Source organism: Pseudoalteromonas sp. MM1, assembly GCF_030296835.1.
Lineage (GTDB): Bacteria > Pseudomonadota > Gammaproteobacteria > Enterobacterales > Alteromonadaceae > Pseudoalteromonas.
In genome coordinates this window covers 302,551-325,283 of sequence record NZ_AP027923.1, presented here as the reverse complement: position 1 = coordinate 325,283, position 22,733 = coordinate 302,551, and the positions used below count along the sequence as shown (strand labels likewise).

23 protein-coding genes are annotated in these 22,733 nt (G+C 40.6%); 12 read left to right on the top strand and 11 right to left on the bottom strand.

Translation table 11 applies throughout. From position 1 onward, the window contains the following. Positions 1–90 precede the first annotated feature (90 nt). Both QUE46_RS18120 and QUE46_RS18115 read right to left on the bottom strand, forming a co-directional pair. Complete coding sequence (locus QUE46_RS18120; protein WP_286249157.1) at positions 91–792, bottom strand: ABC transporter substrate-binding protein; 702 nt, start codon at positions 790–792, stop codon at positions 91–93. A gap of 128 nt (positions 793–920) precedes the next feature. Next, positions 921–2,030 carry an arginase family protein gene (locus QUE46_RS18115; RefSeq protein WP_286249155.1) on the bottom strand — a complete coding sequence of 370 codons (1,110 nt, stop codon included), beginning with the start codon at positions 2,028–2,030 and terminating at the stop codon, positions 921–923. A 439-nt stretch (positions 2,031–2,469) separates the two neighbouring features. Here QUE46_RS18115 and udp point away from each other — a divergent pair, with 439 nt between their 5' ends. Then, the gene (gene udp / locus QUE46_RS18110) at positions 2,470–3,225 is read left to right on the top strand and encodes a uridine phosphorylase (protein WP_286249153.1); all 756 of its coding nucleotides are present in this window, start codon (positions 2,470–2,472) and stop codon (positions 3,223–3,225) included. 81 nt (positions 3,226–3,306) lie between these two features. Here the strand turns inward: udp and cdd are convergent, their stop codons facing one another. Further along, entirely contained in the window at positions 3,307–4,233 is a 927-nt protein-coding gene (gene cdd, locus QUE46_RS18105) for a cytidine deaminase (RefSeq protein ID WP_286249151.1), read from the bottom strand. 345 nt (positions 4,234–4,578) lie between these two features. Next, complete coding sequence (gene ppc, locus QUE46_RS18100) at positions 4,579–7,224, bottom strand: phosphoenolpyruvate carboxylase (RefSeq protein ID WP_286249149.1); 2,646 nt, start codon at positions 7,222–7,224, stop codon at positions 4,579–4,581. Between the two features lie 120 nt (positions 7,225–7,344). Here ppc and QUE46_RS18095 point away from each other — a divergent pair, with 120 nt between their 5' ends. The 7 genes from QUE46_RS18095 to QUE46_RS18065 all read left to right on the top strand — a co-directional run bounded on the left by QUE46_RS18095 (position 7,345) and on the right by QUE46_RS18065 (position 12,726). Further along, positions 7,345–7,743 (top strand): thiol-disulfide oxidoreductase DCC family protein, encoded by a 399-nt coding sequence (locus QUE46_RS18095; RefSeq protein ID WP_286249147.1) that lies wholly within the window; start codon positions 7,345–7,347, stop codon positions 7,741–7,743. Further along, positions 7,740–8,462: an SDR family NAD(P)-dependent oxidoreductase gene (locus tag QUE46_RS18090; RefSeq protein ID WP_286249145.1), complete on the top strand. Its 723-nt coding sequence runs from the start codon at positions 7,740–7,742 to the stop codon at positions 8,460–8,462. Before QUE46_RS18095 ends, QUE46_RS18090 begins: the two co-directional genes overlap by 4 nt. A 9-nt stretch (positions 8,463–8,471) precedes the next feature. Further along, the gene (locus QUE46_RS18085; protein WP_286249143.1) at positions 8,472–9,080 is read left to right on the top strand and encodes a flavin reductase family protein; all 609 of its coding nucleotides are present in this window, start codon (positions 8,472–8,474) and stop codon (positions 9,078–9,080) included. A gap of 139 nt (positions 9,081–9,219) precedes the next feature. Then, the gene (locus QUE46_RS18080; protein ID WP_286249141.1) at positions 9,220–10,440 is read left to right on the top strand and encodes a Xaa-Pro peptidase family protein; all 1,221 of its coding nucleotides are present in this window, start codon (positions 9,220–9,222) and stop codon (positions 10,438–10,440) included. Positions 10,441–10,549: 109 nt separating this feature from the next. Then, complete coding sequence (locus QUE46_RS18075) at positions 10,550–11,209, top strand: DsbA family oxidoreductase (protein WP_286249140.1); 660 nt, start codon at positions 10,550–10,552, stop codon at positions 11,207–11,209. Positions 11,210–11,543: 334 nt separating this feature from the next. Continuing rightward, on the top strand, positions 11,544–12,275 hold the full coding sequence (locus tag QUE46_RS18070; RefSeq protein ID WP_286249138.1) for a MauE/DoxX family redox-associated membrane protein: 732 nt from the start codon (positions 11,544–11,546) through the stop codon (positions 12,273–12,275). 106 nt (positions 12,276–12,381) lie between these two features. Next, positions 12,382–12,726: a TonB family protein gene (locus QUE46_RS18065; RefSeq protein ID WP_248450378.1), complete on the top strand. Its 345-nt coding sequence runs from the start codon at positions 12,382–12,384 to the stop codon at positions 12,724–12,726. A gap of 67 nt (positions 12,727–12,793) precedes the next feature. Here the strand turns inward: QUE46_RS18065 and QUE46_RS18060 are convergent, their stop codons facing one another. The 5 genes from QUE46_RS18060 to QUE46_RS18040 all read right to left on the bottom strand — a co-directional run bounded on the left by QUE46_RS18060 (position 12,794) and on the right by QUE46_RS18040 (position 15,818). Beyond that, positions 12,794–13,072: a peptidylprolyl isomerase gene (locus tag QUE46_RS18060; RefSeq protein WP_004588770.1), complete on the bottom strand. Its 279-nt coding sequence runs from the start codon at positions 13,070–13,072 to the stop codon at positions 12,794–12,796. Positions 13,073–13,162: 90 nt separating this feature from the next. Next, positions 13,163–13,585 (bottom strand): thiol-disulfide oxidoreductase DCC family protein, encoded by a 423-nt coding sequence (locus QUE46_RS18055; protein ID WP_286249126.1) that lies wholly within the window; start codon positions 13,583–13,585, stop codon positions 13,163–13,165. Positions 13,586–13,602: 17 nt separating this feature from the next. Next, positions 13,603–14,130: a response regulator transcription factor gene (locus tag QUE46_RS18050; RefSeq protein ID WP_286249124.1), complete on the bottom strand. Its 528-nt coding sequence runs from the start codon at positions 14,128–14,130 to the stop codon at positions 13,603–13,605. Next, positions 14,127–15,368 carry an ATP-binding protein gene (locus QUE46_RS18045; RefSeq protein ID WP_286249123.1) on the bottom strand — a complete coding sequence of 414 codons (1,242 nt, stop codon included), beginning with the start codon at positions 15,366–15,368 and terminating at the stop codon, positions 14,127–14,129. Before QUE46_RS18045 ends, QUE46_RS18050 begins: the two co-directional genes overlap by 4 nt. 48 nt (positions 15,369–15,416) lie before the next feature. Continuing rightward, positions 15,417–15,818, bottom strand: a complete 402-nt coding sequence (locus tag QUE46_RS18040; RefSeq protein ID WP_286249122.1) for a nuclear transport factor 2 family protein — start codon at positions 15,816–15,818, stop codon at positions 15,417–15,419. A 218-nt stretch (positions 15,819–16,036) separates the two neighbouring features. On the opposite strand from QUE46_RS18040, the gene QUE46_RS18035 reads away from it, so the two are divergent. Then, a complete protein-coding gene (locus QUE46_RS18035; protein WP_286249121.1) occupies positions 16,037–17,116 on the top strand; it encodes a ketoacyl-ACP synthase III in 1,080 nt (359 codons plus the stop codon). Between the two features lie 94 nt (positions 17,117–17,210). Then, complete coding sequence (locus QUE46_RS18030) at positions 17,211–17,597, top strand: VOC family protein (protein ID WP_286249119.1); 387 nt, start codon at positions 17,211–17,213, stop codon at positions 17,595–17,597. Between the two features lie 17 nt (positions 17,598–17,614). Here the strand turns inward: QUE46_RS18030 and QUE46_RS18025 are convergent, their stop codons facing one another. Beyond that, the gene (locus QUE46_RS18025; protein ID WP_286249118.1) at positions 17,615–18,976 is read right to left on the bottom strand and encodes a M17 family metallopeptidase; all 1,362 of its coding nucleotides are present in this window, start codon (positions 18,974–18,976) and stop codon (positions 17,615–17,617) included. An 82-nt stretch (positions 18,977–19,058) separates the two neighbouring features. After that, entirely contained in the window at positions 19,059–19,481 is a 423-nt protein-coding gene (locus QUE46_RS18020) for a hypothetical protein (protein WP_286249116.1), read from the bottom strand. A 104-nt stretch (positions 19,482–19,585) separates the two neighbouring features. On the opposite strand from QUE46_RS18020, the gene QUE46_RS18015 reads away from it, so the two are divergent. Next, a complete protein-coding gene (locus QUE46_RS18015; protein WP_286249114.1) occupies positions 19,586–19,744 on the top strand; it encodes an oxidoreductase-like domain-containing protein in 159 nt (52 codons plus the stop codon). 338 nt (positions 19,745–20,082) lie between these two features. After that, entirely contained in the window at positions 20,083–22,662 is a 2,580-nt protein-coding gene (locus QUE46_RS18010) for a TonB-dependent siderophore receptor (RefSeq protein ID WP_286249112.1), read from the top strand. The last annotated feature ends 71 nt before the right edge of the window (positions 22,663–22,733 follow it).

The window sequence follows — 22,733 nt, the reverse complement described above, 5'->3', positions numbered from 1 at the left end:
AAGCAGCTGATTATAGACGCTTTTTTAAACGCGGCAATTTATATTTGCATTTTTACAGTTTAAATAAGTAAGCCATTGAATTTAATGTACTTACCTTTCCTTTTTTGCTTCATCGAATGCCAAGGCGAGTCTATCTTGTAGACTTTGCTGCATGTTTTTATTACAGGCAAAGTAAAGGGGAGAATGTTGTGTATTGAGCGTAAAGATCGGCTCTAATAACTTTAGCTTTGGCTCAAACTGCGCTCGATAATTAAATTGTTTTTTACTTAAAATAACAAAGTCGAGAATATCGTGCCGTGTGCTTATTATTTTATCTATTTTGTCTAAGCTATCAATTATCAGTAAGTTTTTAGCCTCATTAAAACCACGCTCTAACAAATAATGGTGACTAAAGTTATTCCTAACCACCGCTGTTTTATATTTTTTTGCATCGTTAAGTGTATTTAAACGAATATTACGTGATTTAAGCGCGTAAATGGCAGAGTCAAAACTTTCAAGTTCAGCCACCCAGCTAAATTTATCTTCTCGCTTAGGCAGCCTCACAATAGAAAAAATACAAGTGTTAGTATCTCTTAATACTGCGTTATAAGACACAGCCCAACTATTTGCAGACATATTGTATTTAATATCGGTAGTATCAAGTGCTTTTCTTACTTTATCTACAGAACGCCCAGCAAGTTGGCCGTTCGAGTCAATATACTGAAAATCAGGAAAAACTTCAGTCACAATAGTAATTTCAGCTGCATTAACCCTTATGCATGCAAAACACAGTATAAGTAAATACAACTTCATTTAATTACGCCTTTAAACTATAAATGGGTATAAACCAACTATAGCTGAGGGTAACCGAACTGCTAGTTTTTCAACTAAAAACCTAGCCCTATACGCTGATAGAACTAGATTTTTTAAGTTCCTACTTGCTACTTATTCATCGCATTAATCAAAAACGCTGAAATTTTAGCGCCTTCGCGCAACGTTGTTTCTGAACTTGATTGCCCTACTAATGAGCTGTCGGTAAATGGGGCTATTTCCATCATATCCGCGCCGGTAATAGGAAACTCATCAGCAATCGCCGATAAAATATCAAGTGCGTGCTGTGGAGTTAAACCATTATCTTCTGGCGTGCCTGTGGCCGAGGCAAATTCTGCATCGAGTGCATCTATGTCAAAGCTTACATACACTTCATCTACGCTATCAGCTTTAAGCTGCGCAATGGTTTCGGCCGCAACCGCTTTAGCACCACGCTCTATTATTTCAGCTGCCCAATGCTGTTTAACGCCAAAGGTGTTTTCCCAATGCGCCTTCGGTTTACCGCTTGAGCGAATACCAAATTGAATTAAATGATGCGGCGCTGGTAAAAATTCTAATATATGTGTACACCACGAACCAAAACATAAATCTATGCCTAAACGCTCTACTAATAAGTCGGTATGCGCATCAAAGTGAATAATTGCAGTGCGTTTACCTTGTTCGCGCTTTGCTTTTAAATAGGCTTTAGTTAGCGGGTAGCTAATTGAATGATCGCCACCAATACCAAAAATGCCTTTCTCTTTAAATGTGGCGTAAAAACTGTCACACACGTCTTCAGTAATAGAAAGCGGGCTTACGTAGTAATCGTTACTCTCATCACCGTAAAGGGCTTTTTGACAATTAGAAATTGTTGCATCGTTTAGGTATTTATCATGCAATAAATGCGGAATTACGCGCACGTCTCCTAAATCGAATGAGTGGCACTGCGGTTGCTGATCTATAAGTGCTGAGCGTAAAAATAATGGCCCCCAATTCGCGCCACGTAAAATACCACCACCACAATCTGAGCTAATGCCTAACATAACGGCTTTATGTGGGGAATTTGGTAGCTCATTTAAAGAATCGCGCCACAGTGAATCTACGTTTTCGGTTTGCCCATAAAGCTTATTACGAAGTGCGGCCTTGCGCTCTTTTGCTGTATTTACAGTAAATACACCATCGCCAGGTGAGCACAAGCAGTGCTCAACTTTATTTTTAAATGCTTGAAATTGTGTGCTCATAATAAACCTCTATAAACTATTACTGTGTAAAACAGAGTTTTTTGATTAGTTATGCAAAAAGATAAAACATACTTAAACTTAAATTTAATTTTACTAAACCATTTTTTGCGCTCTAAAAACGCAGTAGCAAGGGTCTAAATAAAGTTCAAAAAAAACATTAACCACTTGATTTTTAATAACTTTAACTCTAGTTTTAATCAGCAAATATTAGTGTGCTTTTGCTCTTGCCCGATACATATAATGTCTGCAAGGGCAAGTCAACAGCGCCTTTTTTTATACCGGTTAAGTGTTTGATTGAATATTCAAAGTAGATGAATAAATTGTTGTATCTTAATATTTTTAAAGGGGATTAGCACAAAACGGACAAACGTCCTGTACTTGGTAAACGTTTATGGCAATGATGCTAGATTGACAACAAATTTTTATAAAAGGCTTAGTTATGGAAAAGGTATTTCACTTAGGACTATGTATTGACGATCTTAAAGGTGCAAAACTTGCGATTGTACCGGGCGATCCTGATCGTGCAGCACGTATTTCACAATTCCTAGACAACCCAACCTGCCTAGCTCAAACTCGCGAATTTCATGTGTATTTAGGTCAGCTAAATGGCCACTCAGTAGTGGTATGTTCAACTGGTATTGGCGGCCCATCTACATCGATTGCTGTAGAAGAATTAGCGCAACTTGGTGTGCGTAAATTTTTACGTATTGGTACTACAGGCGCGATTCAGCCTCATATTAACGAAGGCGAAATTTTAATTAGCCAAGCATCTGTACGTTTAGATGGTGCCAGCCAGCATTTTGCGCCGCTTAGCTACCCTGCGGTATCTGATTTTTACGCAACACAAGCTATGGTACAAGCGTGTAAAAACTTAGATATTGATTTTCATATTGGTATCACAGCTTCAAGCGATACCTTCTACCCAGGCCAAGAGCGTTACGATACGCACTCGGGCTACGTACCAAAGTCATTACAAGGTAGCTGTGAAGAGTGGCAAAACCTAGGCGTGATGAATTACGAAATGGAGTCGGCGACATTATTTACAATGTGTGCAGCTCTTGGCTTACAAGCTGCGTGTGTTGCAGGTGTACTTGTTAACCGTACTCGTCAAGAAATTCCAAATGTAGATCACGGTGAAATTGAAAGAAAATCAGTAGCCGTCGTAATAGAAGCTGCAAAGGTACTATTAGGCTAACCCCTTCTCAGCACTTCAATTTAACGTATAAAGCACAGCAATTGCTGTGCTTTATTGTTTTTAGCTTAAGCTGAGTTCTGATTACCTTAACTCTGCGCTAATCACTTTCATTTCGGGTAGGCTGTCAAAGCTTGCAAGTACAGCACGTGCCACACCACCCTGATTTTCATGGCCTTGGGTTTCTAAAAGGGTGATTGATTTAACCGTATTACCATTAAAGCTAAGCCCTGCTAAAAATAACTGACTAAGCGCACTTTGCAGTGGCGAAAGGCTTGGGCTATAGGCTGCATTTTCTGCGTAGCTGCCGTAAAAATCACCATCGTCAAAAGTACTTATTTTAACAGCGCTAAAATTTTGGCTATAAGGTACATATGCATTTAGCGCCATGGCGGCTAATTTGCTATCTAGTCCAGTGTCTGCAAACTTTTTCTGATGAGGCTTAGGATTAAACAAACTGAATTCGTTACCTAAATCGGTAGGCCCAAATGAATGTGGTAATAAATCAGCGAGCTTAAAATGGTTCTCTGGCAGTAAAATATCAAACTCTTTGGCATCGGCCAGCTCGTTCATAAACTGCCTACAATAACCACAGGGTGCATCACTAATAGCTATTTTAACTATTTTTTTAGCGCCGTTTAACCAAGCATTATTAATTGCCGACTGCTCTGCATGTACCACTAAGCTAAGTGCTTGATGATCAAACTCTACATTGGCACCAAAATAAAAATTTATATCACCTTGCTCATCAAGTGCTTTAACAATAGCTCCCACATGAAAATGGGAAACTGGCGCTACTGAAAATTCTGAGGCGAGCGGTACTAAGCCCTGTAATAATGCATCATTGGATACATTAAATTGCGCACATAGCTGTTTTATATTATTAGAATTTAATATGCCGCGTTGGGTTTTTAGCTGACCACGTAAAGCTTGAGTTTGCGCTACGCTTAAAGAGATATGTGAATTTGTAAGGGCTGTGTCTTGTTGCACAGTAAAAGTTGCTGAAGCCATAACATATTATAATTATTTAATGGCCAAGTAGTTTAAAAGGTTAAGGTTAGAATTACTAGGACTATTGACCTTTGCGGTTAATATTTGTTCAGACTGGATTTGTTTTAAACGCGTCTTGAACTTTGATACCCAGCAGGTTAGATAGCTCTCCTGTGCTATTTTAATGACTTACATTCAGCAAGAATAAGTAAAGCTAAACAATGCATCCACCCCTTATCGACCCGCATATAGGCCACAAAAGTTAATTTTTAGGTTATTAAATAAAAAAGGGAACACACCGTGTTCCCTTTTAAATACCGATTACATTAAATTAGTGATTTACTATCACGATAATAAAATCACGTATTAACCTGTATTACGCATACCTGCAGCAATACCTGTCATAGTGATCATTAATGCATTATCAATGTCACCTTCGCTACCTTTTTCGCTTGAACGTGCACGTCGTAGTAATTCAACTTGCAGTACGTTAAGCGGATCAGTGTACGGATTACGAAGCGCAATAGACTCTTTGATCCAAGGCTGATCAGCTAATAAGCTGTTTTGTGGGCTGAGTGACTGTACAAGACTAATCGCTTCTTCAAGCTCTTTACGCAGTGACACACCCAGTGGTTTGTACATATCCTCCACCAGCGCGTTATCGTAATGCTCACTTAACCAACTATCGGCTTTACTAAATACCATTTCTAGCATTTCTAGGCGCGCTCTGAAAAACGGCCATTGCAAGCTCATTTCATGTAGCGTTTCAAGTCCATACTTATCAAGCGCTGCTTTTAAGCCTGTTAATGCACCTAGCCATGCAGGTAGCATTAAACGGTTTTGACTCCATGCAAAAATCCACGGAATAGCACGCAAACTTTCTACGCCACCATTTGGATTACGCTTAGCAGGGCGTGAGCCTAATGGTAATTTTGATAGTTCAAGCTCTGGGGTTGCCATTCTAAAGTAAGGGACAAAGTTTTCATCATGACGTACTACATTGCGGTAGTGCTCACACGACTGTTCACTTATTAACTTCATTACTTCACGCCATTCTTGCTTTGGCTCTGGCGGTGGTAATAAGTTACTTTGCAGTACGGCACCCGCATAAATATTTAAACTTTGCAGTGCAACATCGGGTAAACCAAACTTAAAGCGGATCATTTCACCTTGCTCAGTTACACGTAAGCCGCCTTTTAACGACCCCGGTGGTTGTGAATGAAGCGCTTGAGCAGCAGGCGCCCCACCACGCCCAACTGTTCCACCACGACCATGGAATAAAACAAGCTCAATGCCACGTTCATCGGCAAGCTGTACTAATTTATCCATTGCTTCGTACTGCGCCCAACCTGCAGCCATCATGCCGGCATCTTTGGCAGAATCTGAGTAACCGATCATTACATTTTGAGTATTTTTAATATGCCCGCGGTACCACACGTTATCAAGCAATGTAGTAATTACATCGCTACCCGCATTTAAATCGTCAAGTGTTTCAAACAATGGTGCAACAGGTAAATCAAATTGACAGCCACTTTCTTTTAACAGTAGTTGTACCGCTAAAATATCAGAGGCAGTACGCGCCATTGAAATGATGTATAAGCCAAATGTATTTTCATCTTGCTTTGCAATAACATCAAAGGTGTCGAGTACTTCTTGTACCTCTGGGCTTGGTTGCCAATTTTTAGGAATTAGCGGACGGCGAGAATTAAGCTCGGTAAGCAAAAACGCTTGCTTGTCTTGCTCTTGCCATTGGTTGTAATCACCTAAGCCTAAGTGGCGTGTTAGCTCTGAAAACACATCGCTGTGACGATCGGAGTCTTGGCGCACATCAAGTTTTGCCAAACGCAGGCCAAAGCTATTAATACGGTGCAATAAATCAAGTAATAAGCCATCGGCGACTACTTTCATGTTGCACTTTAATAACGAGCGGTAACACACTTCTATTGGGTGTTTAATTTGATTAATATCAGTTATTAAATCTTGTGAATCACTACGCTTGTTTTTAATTTTAGCGCCTAAATGAGCCACTGTTTCAGCAACTTGAACCTTAAGCTTTTTGATTACTGCACGGTATGGTTCAAACTCTTGCCCTGCAAGTTCAATAAGCTCATCGCTTGCATCAGACATAGAAAGCTCAGCGCACAATGTTTTTAAGTCTTGAATATATAAATTAAGCGCCATCCAACGACCGTGATCAAGTACTTCAGAGGTCACTTGCGCGGTCACAAACGGGTTACCATCGCGGTCTCCCCCCATCCAAGAAGTAAACTCAATAGGGCTGTAATCGATGGGTAATTCTAAACTTAAATGCTCTTTTACTTGTTCTGAAAACTCACGTAAAAAACGCGGCACAGCGTGCCACAAGCTATTTTCAATTACCGCATAGCCCCATTTAGCTTCATCAATAGGTGTAGGACGCGAACGACGAATGTCGTCTGTGTGCCACGCTTGGCTAATAAGCTGTGCAATACGGTTTAAAATAGCAGTGCGTTCTTGCTCTAAATTATCTTTACGTTCAAGCGACGCTAAACATTCGCTAAGTTCAACTTGTTTGTTGATCATTGTGCGGCGCGTCACCTCGGTTGGGTGAGCGGTTAATACTAAGTTTATGTGGAGTTTTGAGAGTGTTTCGGCCAGATGATTACTGTCTAATTGGCCTTCTTTTGCTTTTGCAGTTAACGTTTTTAATGTTTGAGTGAGAGGGTTTAGTTGGCAAAAGCCAACATCATTAAAACGCGAAACAGTGTGGAACTGCTCTGCTACATTAGCTAAGTTTAAAAAATGATTAAATGAACGGGCAACCGGTAAAAGCTCTTCATCACTAAGCGCATGTAGTACCTCAATTAGCGCTTGTCTGTCGTCTTCGTTACCACTGCGAGATGACTTTGATAAAGCACGAATTTCCTCTACTTTATCTAAAATCGCTTGGCCTTGAGCATCCTTAATAGTTTGTCCTAGTAGTTGCCCAAGTAAATTTACATTACCTCGCAAGGCGGCATATTGTTCACTCATTTCTCAGTCTCCTTTGTTTCATGGAGTGCTATTAATATCATCATGCGCGCAGATTTAATAGATCCATTTGCAATGGTGAATCGTAATTAGCTATATGTAAATTATTAGAAAACGGTTTTTATGATCATTTTTTACGATGCTAACTGTCCACTGTGCAACACTGAAATGCAGCACCTCAAAGATGCTGATACTAAACATAAAATTACTCTTGAAGACCTTAATAGCAGTGATTTTAGCGCACGTTACCCTGGTGTTAACAAAAACAAGGCAATGGCAATTTTACATGGCCAATTGCCAAGTGGTGAGATGATTTACGGGTTAGATGTAACTTACCAAGCATGGAAAACCGTTGGAAAATACCGCTGGTTGAAAATTTTTCGCTTGCCAATAATTCGCTATTTCGCTGACGTCGCCTATTTATTTTTTGCAAAACACAGGCAAAAAATTAGTCAGTTGTTAATGCCAAGCGCTCAGTGTTCAAGCGGCCAGTGCACTTTAAAACCTAGGGATAAGCAATGAAAACAATTGTTTTATTTGGTGCCAGCAGCGCAATAGCACAAGCTTATATTGAACACTTACAAATTAATGCTCCCACAGTACAAGTCATTTGTGTCAGCTCAAAAAATGCAGAAACCAATAGTAACATTGTTTACCTAAAGAGCGATTACACAGCTCAAAGCTTAGCCAAAGTAACAATGTACTTAAAAGATCAAAATGCCGATATCCAACAAGTTGTTATGTTTAATGGCGCACTGCACAACAAAACCCACATGCCAGAAAAAAAGCTAGAAGATTTAAACGCCGATTACTTTAACGAATTATTTAACGCTAACACACTCACTCCTCTGCTGTGCTTACAGAGCATTTTGCCGCTTTTAACACATAAAACGCAGTGCACTATTACTGCACTGAGTGCCCGAGTGGGTAGTATTAACGATAATAAATTAGGCGGTTGGTATACGTATCGCGCCTCAAAGTCTGCACTTAACATGCTATTTAAAACCGCAGCGATAGAGCTTGCACGCAGAGCTAAAAATACCAAACTGGTGTTATTTCATCCGGGGACTACCGATACAGCGCTTTCAAAACCATTTCAAAAAAACGTACCTGCGGGAAAGCTATTTAGCACTGAATTTGTAGCTAAACAGCTTTTTACACTCACGTTTAATAACCCTCATTTAGAACTTAACGGTGAGCCCGCCTATTTAGATTGGCAAGGCAACACCATACCGTGGTAAGGATTTTTAATGCATTTTACTAAAGAGCGTATAAACGCGCTTGAAAAACACACGCGTACTCATTTAATTAATTCGCTTTCGGGCTTTAAAAGTGCCAACTTAATTGGCACGCAAGACAAACAAGGCAATACAAACGTAGCTATTGTTAGCTCTGTGATACATTTAGGTGCTCACCCGCCATTAGTTGGTATGATCATGCGCCCTAACAGCGTGCCCCGCCATACGTTTGAAAACATCATAGAAACGGGTAGTTACACCATTAACCAGGTCAATAAAGCTATTTATAAGCAAGCTCATCAAACCTCAGCCCGCTACGATAAAGGCGAGTCAGAATTTGACGCGACAGGTTTAACGCCTGAGTACCTAAACAACTTTACAGCGCCTTTTGTCAAAGAGTCGAGATTAAAATACGCGGTAAATTACGTTGAGCATCAACATTTAGCAGTAAATGGAACCGAGCTTGTAATCGGTGAAATTACCGACGTATATTTAGACGAAGTAGCCTTGCAAAGCGATGGCTTTTTAGACTTACAAGCAATAGAAACAGTCGCTGTAACTGGGCTAGATAGCTACCACACCAGTAATAAATTAACCCGCCTTGCGTACGCAAAAAAATAGCTACAAATGGGCATTTACGCCCATCATTTCACTACATAGATTTTATTTAGACCAGCCACACTTATAAATGCGGCTGGTCGCATAACATTGAATTTAAAAAATACATTATTCACACTGTAAAAAATCTAAGGAGAAGCCTATGAGCACAATCGGTGTGGGTATCAATACCCCAGAGCAAGCGCTAGCCAGTTTAAGTAACATGACCCATTCGGTACAGCCTATTCAAGCTGATGAACATATTGAGCGAATAGCAAAAGCGCAAGCTTATATGACGGCCAATAATATAGATGCCATTTATTTAAACGCAGGGTCAAACCTCACCTACTTTACAGGTATGAAATGGTATGCAAGCGAGCGCATGGTTGGCGCAATACTGCCTGCGGTTGGTGAAGTACAATACATAGCGCCTTATTTTGAAATTGGCACCCTAAATGGCTTTAAAGTGATTGAAGGCCCAATTCATGGTTGGCAAGAGCACGAGAGCCCCTACTCGCTTTTTGTAAATGTATTAAAGCAGCTTAACGTAAGCGACACCGCCACTATAGGCATTGATGAAAGTGCGCAGTTTTTTATATTTGACGGTATTAACAAAGCGCAAAAAGGCTTTAATCTAATCAATGCACAAAGCGTTACTGCACATTGCCGCATGCATAAGTCGGTAAACGAATTAGCGCTTATGCAATGCGCAATGAATATGACCTTAGCTGTACACCAAGCAACTGCTAGCATGCTTTACGAAGGCATCACCACCACAGAAGTAGAGGCCTTTATTAAACAAGCGCATCAAAAAGTAGGTGCACCAGGTAACTATTTTTGTATTGTTTTATTTGGTGTGGCAACGTCATTCCCGCACGGTGTTAAAGATGCACAAGTACTTAAAAAAGGCGATATGGTATTAATAGATACCGGCTGTAAAGTACACGATTACCTATCAGACATAACCCGCACGTATGTATTTGGTGAGCCAACACCGCGCCAACGGATGTTTTGGGAACATGAAAAAGCAGCGCAAATAGCCGCATTTAACGCCGCTAACATTGGTGCCACCTGCGAAGATGTTGACGCAGGCGCTCGTCACTATTTAGCGGCTCAAGGATTGGGGCCACAGTATCAAACACCCGGCTGCCCGCATCGTACGGGCCATGGAATTGGCTTAGATATTCACGAGTGGCCTTATCTAGTCGGTGGAGACAAAACCCCACTTGCACCTGGCATGTGTTTTAGTAACGAGCCAATGCTAGTTATACCCGATGAATTTGGCGTACGTTTAGAAGATCATTTTTATATGACCGACAACGGCCCGCATTGGTTTACACAACCAAGTTATAGTATTGACGACCCGTTTGGGCTTAACGCTTAAACCCTTTATAAAGAGCAGCCATCAGCTGCTCTTTTTAGTTTGAGGATTGATAAAGCATACTTCATCCCAATATACCTGTTATACCAAAGCAATCCGCAAAAGGATGAATATGAAAAACTTTAAAATTGATATCGTGTCAGACGTAATGTGCCCATGGTGCGTAGTAGGTTATAAAAACCTTGAGACAGCGCTTGGCCAACTTAAAGACGAAATGAGTGCAGATATTACGTGGCATCCTTTTGAGTTAAACCCTGACATGCCACTTGAAGGTCAAGATTTAAACGAACACTTAATGCAAAAGTACAACCTGACTGAAGAGCAAGGTGATGAAAATCGTAAAAACATGTTCGAAGCAGGAAAGCGTGCTGGCTTTACGTTTAATTTTGATGGCAAACGCATCATGATCAACAGCTTTGACTTGCACCGCCTACTTACATGGGCACGCGAACAAGGCAAACAAACGCAGTTAAAACTCGCCTTTTTTGAAGCCCACTTCACCGATTTAAAATACTTAAATCAAGAAGACGCTCTGCTTGATGTAGTCGCAAGTGTTGGCCTTGATAAAGAAGAGGCCCGCAGTATTTTACACTCAGATAAATACGTACAAACAGTGCGCCAAGAGCAAGATCGCTTTAAGCAAATGGGTATTACCTCGGTACCTACATTTATTATCAACGATAAATATGCAATTAGTGGCGGACAACCAAGCGATTCGTTTATTCAAGCACTAAAACAAATTAGTGAAGAAGAGGCTAAGCAAGACGCTTAGCGAGTAAGCTGCTGTTTAACATATATAAGGCTGCGCAATGCAGTCTTATACGGTTTTAAAGGTGCAGCGTGACTTTGCTGTCTACGTGAGCCGATATTTCTATAAGCTTTTAACAAAAACCCTCTGCTACTCAAACTTCACCTTCTGCGCTTTTATAAAAGTGCTGGCACTATACGTGCATTGTCTATTTTGTGTTCTTAATGAGTGTGCTGCGCGCTATTTTATTTCAAATGCCACGTAAATATTACAAGGTGCCATTAACTTCTTTCATACCGCCATTCACTCACTATAACTTAAGGGCTAACGAGTAACTAAATACGCATAAGGAGCAAGCATGGCTAAGTCAGCAACATTATACAGAATGGTAACTAATGAGCATATTTGCCCATTTGGACTCAAATCAAAAGATTTACTTAAGCGAAAAGGCTATAAGGTAGATGATAAGCCGCTGACTTCGCGCGAAGAAACCGATGCATTTCAACAAAAGCACAATGTTGATACCACACCACAAACATTTATCGATAACGAACGCATTGGCGGGTATGACGACCTGCGAGCTTACTTTAATAAATCGGAGCCTGGTCAACAGGGCACTACTTACACTCCCGTAACGGCTATTTTTGCTGTTACCTTATTGCTTGCCTTTGCATTTAGCTACTCGACTGGCTTTGCACTTTTTTCTATGCATACAATTATGCTGTTTGTCGCGTTAACAATGGGCGTACTGGCTATTCAAAAATTACGCGACTTATACAGCTTTAGTAATTCTTTTATAACCTATGACTTATTTGCGATGAAAGTAGTGAGATATGCTTATGTGTATCCATTTTTAGAAGCATTTGTAAGTATTGGCATGATTGCAGGGCTTTCAGCTTATATTGTTGCACCAATTTCTTTATTTATTGGGGGTGTTGGCGCCGTATCGGTCATTAAGGCTGTTTACATAGACAAACGAGAGCTTAAATGTGCCTGTGTTGGCGGAGATAGTAATGTACCGCTGGGGTTTGTCTCTCTGACCGAAAACCTGTTTATGATTGCTGCGGGTATCTGGATGTTTATTAAATAACCTTAACTCAGGTTAAATATTGAGCTTGATAACTAAGCGGATTATTTTACATGACTGGTCTTTTAGTATAAAAAAGGGGACTAACTAAATAATAAAAGGAATTAAAATGAAATACTTACTGTCTATCATTGCCGCTCTAATCATTACTGGCTGTACTACAACTCCACTTCAAGACAGTCCTACCGCAACAGTAAAATCAACAGTTCCCCCTAAATACCCTGTTGCAGAGGTACGTAACAAAACAGAAGGTTTTGTTACCATGTCTTATGATGTAGATAGTTATGGGCGCCCAAATAATATTAAAGTTATTAACGCTAAACCTGAGCAAGTGTTTAATAGCGAAGCCAAACGTGCCCTATCTAAATGGCAATACTCACCTAAAGTTGTTAATGGTGTTGCTGTACCTGATAAAAACTTAGAAATCACAATTGAGTTTAATTTGGATAATTAATAATCGGGTAAGGTTATATCTTAAAGGCTGCAGTGTGCAGCCTTTTTAGTCAATGTCAGCAAGCTTATTAAGTACGATAAAGTACTTTAATAACATGCCAGCCAAATTTAGTTTTAACTAAATGCGGCTCTAGAATAGCGCCATTAAAAGCTATTTTGTCAAACTGCGGAACCATTTGCCCGCGTCTAAATTCGCCAAGGTCACCGCCTTTTTTACCTGATGGGCACGACGAGTATTTTTTAGCTAAGGTTTGAAACTTGGCACCTTTACCTAATTGCTTAATAATGTCTTCTGCTATTTCTTTGTGTTTAACCAATATGTGGAGTGCGTGCGCTGTACTTGCCATTTCAAAGCCCTGATAATTTAAAACGCGGCGATTTTAGCACAGCCACCTAAACCTAGCATCTACTTATACTGCAATGTGTGAACGACTAGTTTATAAATAATGTTTTGCATCATCTGAGTTGGGTATTCTGCAATAGTTGTACTTGCCAAATAAGGTATAGCGGTTTAAAGCAATTTTATCGTACAGCCAATTATTAAAGGTATTAGGTAAAACACTAAATACAGTGGCCAATTTATAAGGGTAACCTAGCTGCTTTACTACTTCAAAAAAAGCATGATTTTGCGTGTACGCTTTGCCGTTTTGTAGGTAAACCATTGAGGCGTATTGCGTGGTTGAAAAACCAAAGTGAGTTAATAGCAGTGCACCTTTTGGAGATTGCACGCTGCATAGTTTAAAAATGACATTGGCATCGTTACTAATTATAAAATTACACCACGCACTACATAATTTACACTGCGCATCGAATAATATAATTTTTTGATTACGCATTAATAAAGCCGCATCATCACTCATTTTATACCCCTAAGCGGTTACTGCTGAACCGGCTTTTTTTGTAACTTACGCTGCAATGTGCGCCTATGCATATTTAACTGCCTCGCAGTGGCCGACACATTGCCATTATTACTATGCAGTACTTGCTGAATGTGCTCCCACTCTAAACGCTCTGGCGACATAACCGGTGTTGCAATACAGCTCGCATTTTGCGTATTTAAATCATTGTTTAGCGCCTTTAATAATGTGGCCATATCAACGGGTTTAGTTAGGTAGTCGTCAGCGCCCAAACGCATGGCTTCTACTGCGGTGGCTATACTTGCAAATCCGGTTAGTAATACAATATGCGCCTGCGCTAATAAGCTGCGAAGGGGCTTAATTAAAGCAAGGCCGTTATCTTCACCCAATTTCATATCGAGCAAAATAAAATCGGGTAAGTGTTTACGTGCACTAAGTAATGCATCACTTTGGTTGTGTGCAACCTCACAACTAAAGCCTTGTTTTGTTAAACGCCTAGCGAGTGTGCTGGCTAAGTTTATATCGTCTTCAATTATAAGTAATTTCATGTAAGTGACTGCTCATTATTTGCTATGGCTAATTTTACTTTAGCAACCGCCCCGCCACCCGCATGGTTATACAAAGTAAGCGAGCCGTTTAGGCGCTCAAACGTTACATTAGAAAGCAATACCGCAAGCCCCATACCTTGGCTACTAGGCATAAGTTGCCCGCCAAGCTCTGCTAATTGTGATTGGCTAAAACCGCTGCCAAAATCACGAATTAGCAGATATACACATTCACTATGTTGATTATTTTGCTGCCAGCTTAACTCTAACTGGCTTTGGTTATTTTTTTGATTAGCAATGCATGCATTTTGTAGCAAATTAAGTATGGCAGGTAATAGCATTGCATCACTTTTTAGGGTGGCTGCTATTGGCTCACTTAACCAATTAATGTGCTGATCTGGGTATTGCAGTAATAGTGTGTCGGTAATTTGCGTTTGCAATTGGCTAACTGTTGTGTGCTCTTTGGTATTTTTATTACGAAGCTGCGCAGAAAGCTTTCTAAAGTCGTTTAATTGCGACGCACATTGCCTGAGCGGTGTTTGCATTTGCACAACAACAGGGTTACTCGGTTGCTCTTCTAAAAGCTCTTCAAATAGTAATTGTAAGTTAGCGATGGGTGTAGCGAGTTGATGGGTTATTTGTGCAGCGGCGCCATCTAAGGTTACCAGTTGCTCGTTACGTAATTGTTGCTCGCGAGCTTTAGCAATTGTACGTTCGCGCTCTTTTAATGCTCTACTCATAGCACCAATAACAAGGGCGATTACACTTGCGCTTAAAACAAAATTTACCCACATGCCTATAAAGTGCCCGCTCATGTTCATTTGATGCATACTGTGATCGGGCATCCTAATTAGCAAAAAGCTATAAGCGGCAATAGCAAGCACGGCGATATAAGCGAGTCCTTTTTCACGTAGTGTTACAGCTGCAATCATAATAGGTAACAATAATAGCGATACAAACGCATTAGTTGCGCCGCCACTTAAAAAGAGCAAAATAGTTAAAAACAGGACATCAGCAGTGAGCTGCATCAACATACCAACGGGGCGAGCTTGGCTTACATTTCGATAGGCAAATACGCTCACTAATTGGAATATAGCCTCTATCGCAATTACCACTAATAAGGGCAATAACGCTATTTGGTGTTCTAATAAAAAATAAACGCTCAGTACAGCAATTAACTGCACGGCAATGGCACCACTTCGCAGCAGTAAAAGGCGGCTAATGGTCGGGTCGGTTTGCATAAACAAGATGCGGTTTACCTATAAAATTTAATACGTTAATAAAAGCAGTCAATCATCCATTGATATAGTAAAAAGCGCGCACGGCGTTCCTTGATGAAATACCATTTTCCACTGTTCATTACTTTTGCGCCAAAGCGACATACGTAGGGAATAATTAAACTCACTTCGGGCAGAGCGCCTGTAAGCCGCTTGATAACTAATTTGTGCTACATCATCGCTAAGCATTCGCCCTTTAAAGTGCTGATTATAAAACTGTGGAACAACCTCAGTAGGTAAACGGGTTAGTACGTGCTGCTTATCAAATACGGTGCCATTAGCTGCAATTTCAATAAACTCATCATCAAGCAAGGCATTTAATGCATGGCTTGATTGGCGTACTTCTGGGTCTAATAATTGCCGCTCAGACTCAATTAAGTGATTAAATAGCGATGCTTTAATTTTATTACCCATACACTTCCCTTTTATCAGTACAGACCTAAGTTAATAATACCTTTATTTGCTTTAAATTCGAACGGTTATATTTATAAATGCAGCAACGGGCATTTAAAATTACAGTAAATTTAAACTTTAAGAGACAAAACAGGTTAATAACTTCTCTTAAAGGGCAATTTTTGATATAACTCCTCCATTAGCAATACACGTCAGACCACCATTTAAGAGAACACATTATGGCCTACGCACATATTACTGGTTGGGGTAAATGCATTCCACCAGCAAGCATTAGCAACGATGAAATTAGCGAAATAGTTGATACCAACGATGAATGGATCACAACACGTACTGGTATTAAATCTCGTAGGGTTAGCCATGTAAACACCGCAGAGCTTGCAACCGTTGCTGCAAAACATGCCATTGATTGTGCAGGGGTTGACGCAAAAGATATCGATTTAGTTATTTTAGCAACATGTACCCCCTCTACCGTAGTGGCCAATACCGCGTCTTTAGTACAAAAAAATATTGGTGCAACCGGCGCTGCAGCTATGGATACCAATGCTGCGTGTTCTGGTTTTTTATATGCCCTTCAAGCAGCTACTGCACAAATTCAAGCAGGTATGATTAAAAAGGCCGTGGTTATTGCTGCCGAGCGCATGACTTGGTATGTAAACTGGGCACGCCGTGACAGCGCAGTGTTATTTGGAGATGGCGCAGGCGCAGTAGTGCTTGAAGCCGCAGACACACCTGCAGGCCTGCTTGGTACTAAAACTGGTTGCGACAGCGAAGACAGAGACATTTTGCATATCACTAACTTTGGTAGTGATTTAAATAAATATGAGCCAATTGGCCCATCTGACTTACTCTTTGAAGGCCGTGAAATTTTCAAACGTGCTGTTAAAGGCATGAGCGAAGCGTGTGATGATGTATTAACGCAAGCCAATCTAAGCCTTGATGACATAAACGTATTAGTGCCACACCAAGCTAATTTACGTATTATTCAGGCAATTCAGCATCGTTTAAAAGTACCTGATGAAAAAGTAATGGTAAACATTGCTGACTACGGTAATACCTCCGCGGCTACAATTGCTATTGCATTATGTGAAGCCGTAGAGCAAGGCTTAATTAAGCCACATTCAAATATTATGTCGGCTGCATTTGGCGCCGGTTTAACGTGGGCAGCAAGCTACATAAAATGGGGCGAGCGTGTAACACCGATTAAAGTAAGTGATGCAACCTTACCACCGTGTGAGCTAACAGGCCTTGAGCTTGTAGCCCCCGCAGTTAAAGCCTGTAAAGACGCTGAGCTAAGCTAAAAGTACATGTAATAAGCTATACATAAACGCACTTTTTGGTGCGTTTTTTTTAAGGACAATGAAATTAAGGAACTAACTATATGGGACTCACTAAATGGAACTATTAGGCATTCATCATGCTGCTATTATTTGCAGTGACTACGCTCGCTCTAAGCACTTTTATAGCAACATACTTAAACTTAAAGTTATTAACGAGCACTTTAGGGCCGCGCGTAATTCGTATAAATTAGATTTAGCGATGCCTGATGGCAGCCAAATAGAGTTATTTTCGTTTGATGGCGCACCTGCAAGACCAAGCTACCCAGAAGCGCAAGGCTTAAGGCATTTAGCATTTAAAGTTAAAAACGTTGCCCAAGCAAAGCAGTATTTAGAGTCACAAAATATAACTGTGGAAGAGATAAGAGTGGATGAAATAACCGGCAAAAAATTCACCTTTTTTGCCGATCCAGATAACCTGCCACTTGAGTTATACGAGGTATAACCCTCGTATAACAAGGTTTATTTAAAGCGGCTTTGCAAGTAATTAAATACCGCACGAATCCCTAACGCTTCACCGCCTGTTGGGCGCCCAGGTAAAGCACGTAAATTCCACGCCATTACATCAAAATGTACCCATGGAGTGGTTGGCTCTACAAACTCTTTTAAATAAAGCGCTGCGGTGATGGCCCCACCAAACGGTGTGCTGGCACAATTAGCCATATCGGCTACATCGCTCTTTAAAAAGCTTTTGTACTGATCAAATAAAGGTAATTGCCATACAGGGTCACTTACATCCATACCGGCATCAATAATACCATTTGCTACATCGCGCTCTGTTGAGAAAAAGCCCGGTAGCTCAGTACCTAAAGCAACACGGCAAGCACCGGTAAGGGTCGCAAAATCAATAATTAGCTCAGGGTTATCGTTTTGTGCTTCGCTAAGCGCATCACACAACACTAAACGCCCTTCTGCATCGGTATTGTCTATTTCAACCATAATGCCTTTACGCGTTTTAATTACATCCCCTGGGCGAAATGCATTTCGCGATACCGCATTTTCAACCGCAGGCACTAAAACACGCAATCTAATTGGTAAGTTAGCCGCCATAATTAATTGTGCTAATGCAATAACATGCGCTGCTCCGCCCATGTCTTTTTTCATGTTACGCATGCCCGAGCTTGGTTTTAAATCAAGCCCGCCAGAGTCAAAACATACCCCTTTACCGACTAAGGTTATAAGCGGTGCATCTTTTGCGCCCCATTTTAAATCAAGTAAACGCGGTTTGTTTTCGCTCGCGCGACCTACCATATGTATTGTTGGGTAATTTTGCTCAAGTAGCTCATCGCCAATCCACTGGGTAAATTCGCCGTTGTAATTATTGGCTAAATCTTCCATTACTTGCGATAAATGCTGCGGCATCATATCTACTGCCGGTGTGTTTACTAAATCACGCGCTAAATAAATGGCATCAGCTTGTTGCTTAATACGTTGATACAGCGCTTCATCAGCAATGGCTAATTGTGCTTTGGCAGTTGGCTTTTCTTTATATTCACTAAATTCATAGCCGCCTAACACAAAACCAAGTGCGACTTGCTCTGTAAAGGCATCATCGCCTTGAATTTGATACGTGCCCAGCGGTAATTTATTTGCAAGCTCGCCTGCGGCCCAAAAATCATCTTGGTTTTGTAATAAACAATAAACGTGGCCTAGCTCGCCGGTTTGCACGTCAGGCACAAGCGCTAATCCTTGCTTTTCAAAGCCGCTATTTGTTAACCATGTTTGGATAAAAGCCGGTTGTTGTGATTGCCAGTCAGTTAACTCGTTTTTAAGAATAAAAGATAAGGGAATACCAGAAGAAGTATGACGAAGTAATGCACTCATTAAAAAGCTCATATAATAAAAAATGGTAGCTCAAAGCATACCAATAAGACCGGCTAAAAGGTATAGCTAATTTTAGCCAAATTTATTCTTTATTTGGCGCTTTAGTGTGTTGTTTTAAATCCTCTTTAACTATTTCAGCGTCTAGCTCTTTAACGGGTTTATTAATGTTAAACGAGCTAGGCAATACATCTACACCTACCATTTTGCCTAGCTTTACAACCAATGGAATAGTAATAGGGGCAAACGGCAGTACGGCAAATACACCTAAGCCAAGCCCTTTTAAAATATCTACAAACTGCTCATTAGCACGCTTTAACTCTTCTTTACTGGTTTGCCCTTGCGTGTAACGCCTATAAATGGTGAGCATTTCTATGGTTTCTTGCCTTTCTTGCGCAAGAGCAATTTTTAGCGCCACCATTGCACGACGAAAGCGAAGCTGTTGGCGCTTTTTACTAATTTTAACTACCCGCCAAGGCGCACGGTGAATAACTTTATATAATCGCATAGTCTGTATTTTCACATATAGGCGGTTTTACACAAGAATAATTTACTTAATCCGCCTCATACTTTACTCTTTTGCACTAAATTAGTGCTTACAAGCTCCTTATAATGCAAAACAAACAAGTAATAGCGCACAACAAACCCCAAAAACCAAAGCCTGATGAATGCTGTGGCGGAGGCAGCTGCTGCCCGTGCGTGTGGGATGAATACAAAGAGAAATACCGTCAATGGCAGGCCCAAAACACTCTCAAAAAACCCACAAAATAAACAAATTGATAACATCAAGTTATCTACAAAGCGCATTAAATCTTCCAAAAATCGTCAAAACCGCACTTTATTAGTTCAAATTAGTTACATACTGCACCATTGTTGCAAATTTATTTTATTTTGAACTTTTTGTTATTAAAGAGTTAATTATTAATTGCTCTCAAAGTTTTTTATGTATAGGCTGTACATAGGACTTCACATGAGGTGGGCTTTTAGCTTTAAGAAGTCAAGTAGGTTGGCCTTTTAACTCCCCCATGTGAACACGTCCAAAAATACAAAATAAGTAATGTTAATTAACACATTACATACAAAATATATTCTAACTGGGGAAAATTAGAATGAAACTTAAAAGTAATGCGCTAAATCAGGCAGTTAAATTTGCCTTAGCTACAACAACCACTGCTGGTTTGTTTATGTCAGGCTCTGTTATTGCAGCAGAGGAAAGCGAAACCAAAGTTAATAAAAATGTAGAAAAAATAGCCGTAGTGGGTACTCGTTCAGCACCCCGCTCTATTGGTGATTCACCAGTTCCTATTGATATTATTGGCGGTGAAGAATTAGAAAAATCTGGCAACACCGATATGCTTGAACTTTTAAAAGGCTCTGTTCCTTCTTTTAATGTTCATCAAAACCCAATCAGTGATGCCGCATCACTTGTACGCCCAGCTAACTTACGTGGCCTACCTTCAGATAGCACATTAGTTCTTTTAAACGGTAAACGTCGTCACCGCGCGTCTGTCATTGCATTTTTAGGTGGTGGTATTAATGATGGTGCACAAGGCGCTGATATTTCAGTTATTCCTAGCATTGCACTTAAGCAAGTAGAAGTACTACGCGATGGCGCAGCAGCACAATATGGTTCTGATGCAATCGCAGGTGTAATGAACTTCCAACTTAAAGATGCCTCTGAAGGCGGTAAGCTTGAAGTTCGTCAAGGTCAATATTACGAAGGCGATGGTGATACAACACAGATATCGGGTAACGTAGGCTTACCATTTACCGATAACGGCTTTGCTAACTTAAGTTTTCAATACAAAACAGCGGACGCAACAAGCCGATCAGTGCAACGCCCTGATGCCGCAGGACTTGCCGCTGCAGGTGTACCAGACGTTTCATCTCTTGCACAAGTGTGGGGTGCCCCTGAAGTTGATGACGACATTTCAATTTTTGGTAACGTTGGGTTAGAACTAACAAACGACTCTGAATTTTATATGTTTGGTAACTACTCTGAGCGTGATGTACGTGGTGGCTTTTACTACCGTAACCCGCATACCCGCCCAGGTGTTTATTCAAACGATGGCGGTGAAACTCTGCTTGTTGCCGATTTAACAGAGGACATGAGCGCTAACTGTCCTACTATCGCGATTGACGATAACGTACTTGATAACCCAGACTACATTAGCGGAGTTGCTAACAACCCTGATTGTTTTGCATTTAACGAAGTGATCCCTGGTGGTTTTACACCTAACTTTGGTGGCAATATCACCGACACCTCTTTAACCATTGGTACAAAGGGTATGTTCACGGGTGGTTTCCTTAAAGATGCATTTTACGATTTAAGCGGTACAGTTGGTTTAAACGAATCTCGCTACTTTATTTACGACACAGTTAATGCCTCATTAGGTGCAGACAGCCCGCGTGATTTTAGCCCGGGTAAATACGAGCAACTAGAGAAAAACTTTAACTTTGACCTTTCTAAAGGCTTTGATTTTGACCTTGCGTACGATGTAAATATTGCCGGTGGTTTAGAATGGCACGAAGAAACATTCACTGTTATTTCTGGTGATGAAGCATCATTCACTGCAGGTCCTTTAACTGAGCAAGGTTTTGGTATTGGCTCTAACGGTTTTCCTGGTTTTAAACCTTCTGATGCCGGCGAATACACACGTCGTAACTACGCTGCCTATGTTGATGTAGAAGCACCATTTACCGAAGAGTTCTTAATGGGCCTTGCGGTACGTTTTGAAGATTACGACAGCTTTGGTTCTACAACAAACTACAAAGTAATGGCACAGTACCACCTTACAGAAGACTTAAATATTCGTGGCTCTGTAAGCACAGGCTTCCGCGCCCCTACTGTTGGCCAAGCGAACGTTAGTAACGTACAAACCAACTTAAGTGACGGTGTGCTACAAGATTCTGCATTATTACCACCTACAAACCCAATTGCTGTGCAACTAGGCGGTACAGAGCTAACACCTGAAGAATCTCAAAGCTACACATTAGGCGCGGTATACACAATTGGTGATTTATTTGTAACGCTTGATTACTACAATATTGAAGTAGAAGATCGTATCAGCCAATCAGAAAAAATCGTACTTAGCCAAGAAGACAAAGATACGCTAGAAGCCGCTGGTGTAGCAAATGCACAAAGCTATGCGCAAGTAAGCTTTTTCACTAATGACTTTGATACTACAACGCAAGGTATTGACTTAGTTGCTAACTACACAGCTGACATGCTAGGCGGAAGCTCTACATTTAGCCTTGCTTATAACTGGAATGAAACTGAAGTAACTAAGTTCAGCGACATTACCGGTGAATTTAAAGTTAAGCGTTTAGAAGAAGATTTACCAAATCACCGTGCAACGCTTACTTGGGCCCAACAATGGGAATCAATTTCGTTATTTACTCGTGCTAACTACTACGGCGAATACCAAGGTGTTCACGTAGATTACGATGCAACAGCAAAAACAGCTGACGCAGCAGTAACTATTGACGCTGAAATAACGTACTTCCTAAATGAGTCTATTAGTTTCTCGGTAGGTGCACAAAACATCTTTGACCAAGACGCTGAAAAACTTGATTTTGAAGACCGTACGGGTATCCCTAACAATAACTGGGGTGGCCAATACTACGAAACATCTCCATACGGTATTAACGGTGGCTTCTACTACGCGAAAGCAACCTATACTTTCTAATATTTTTTCATGATAAACCAAGGCGAAATGGTAAGACATTTCGCCTTTTTTATTTTATATTAATTAAAAAA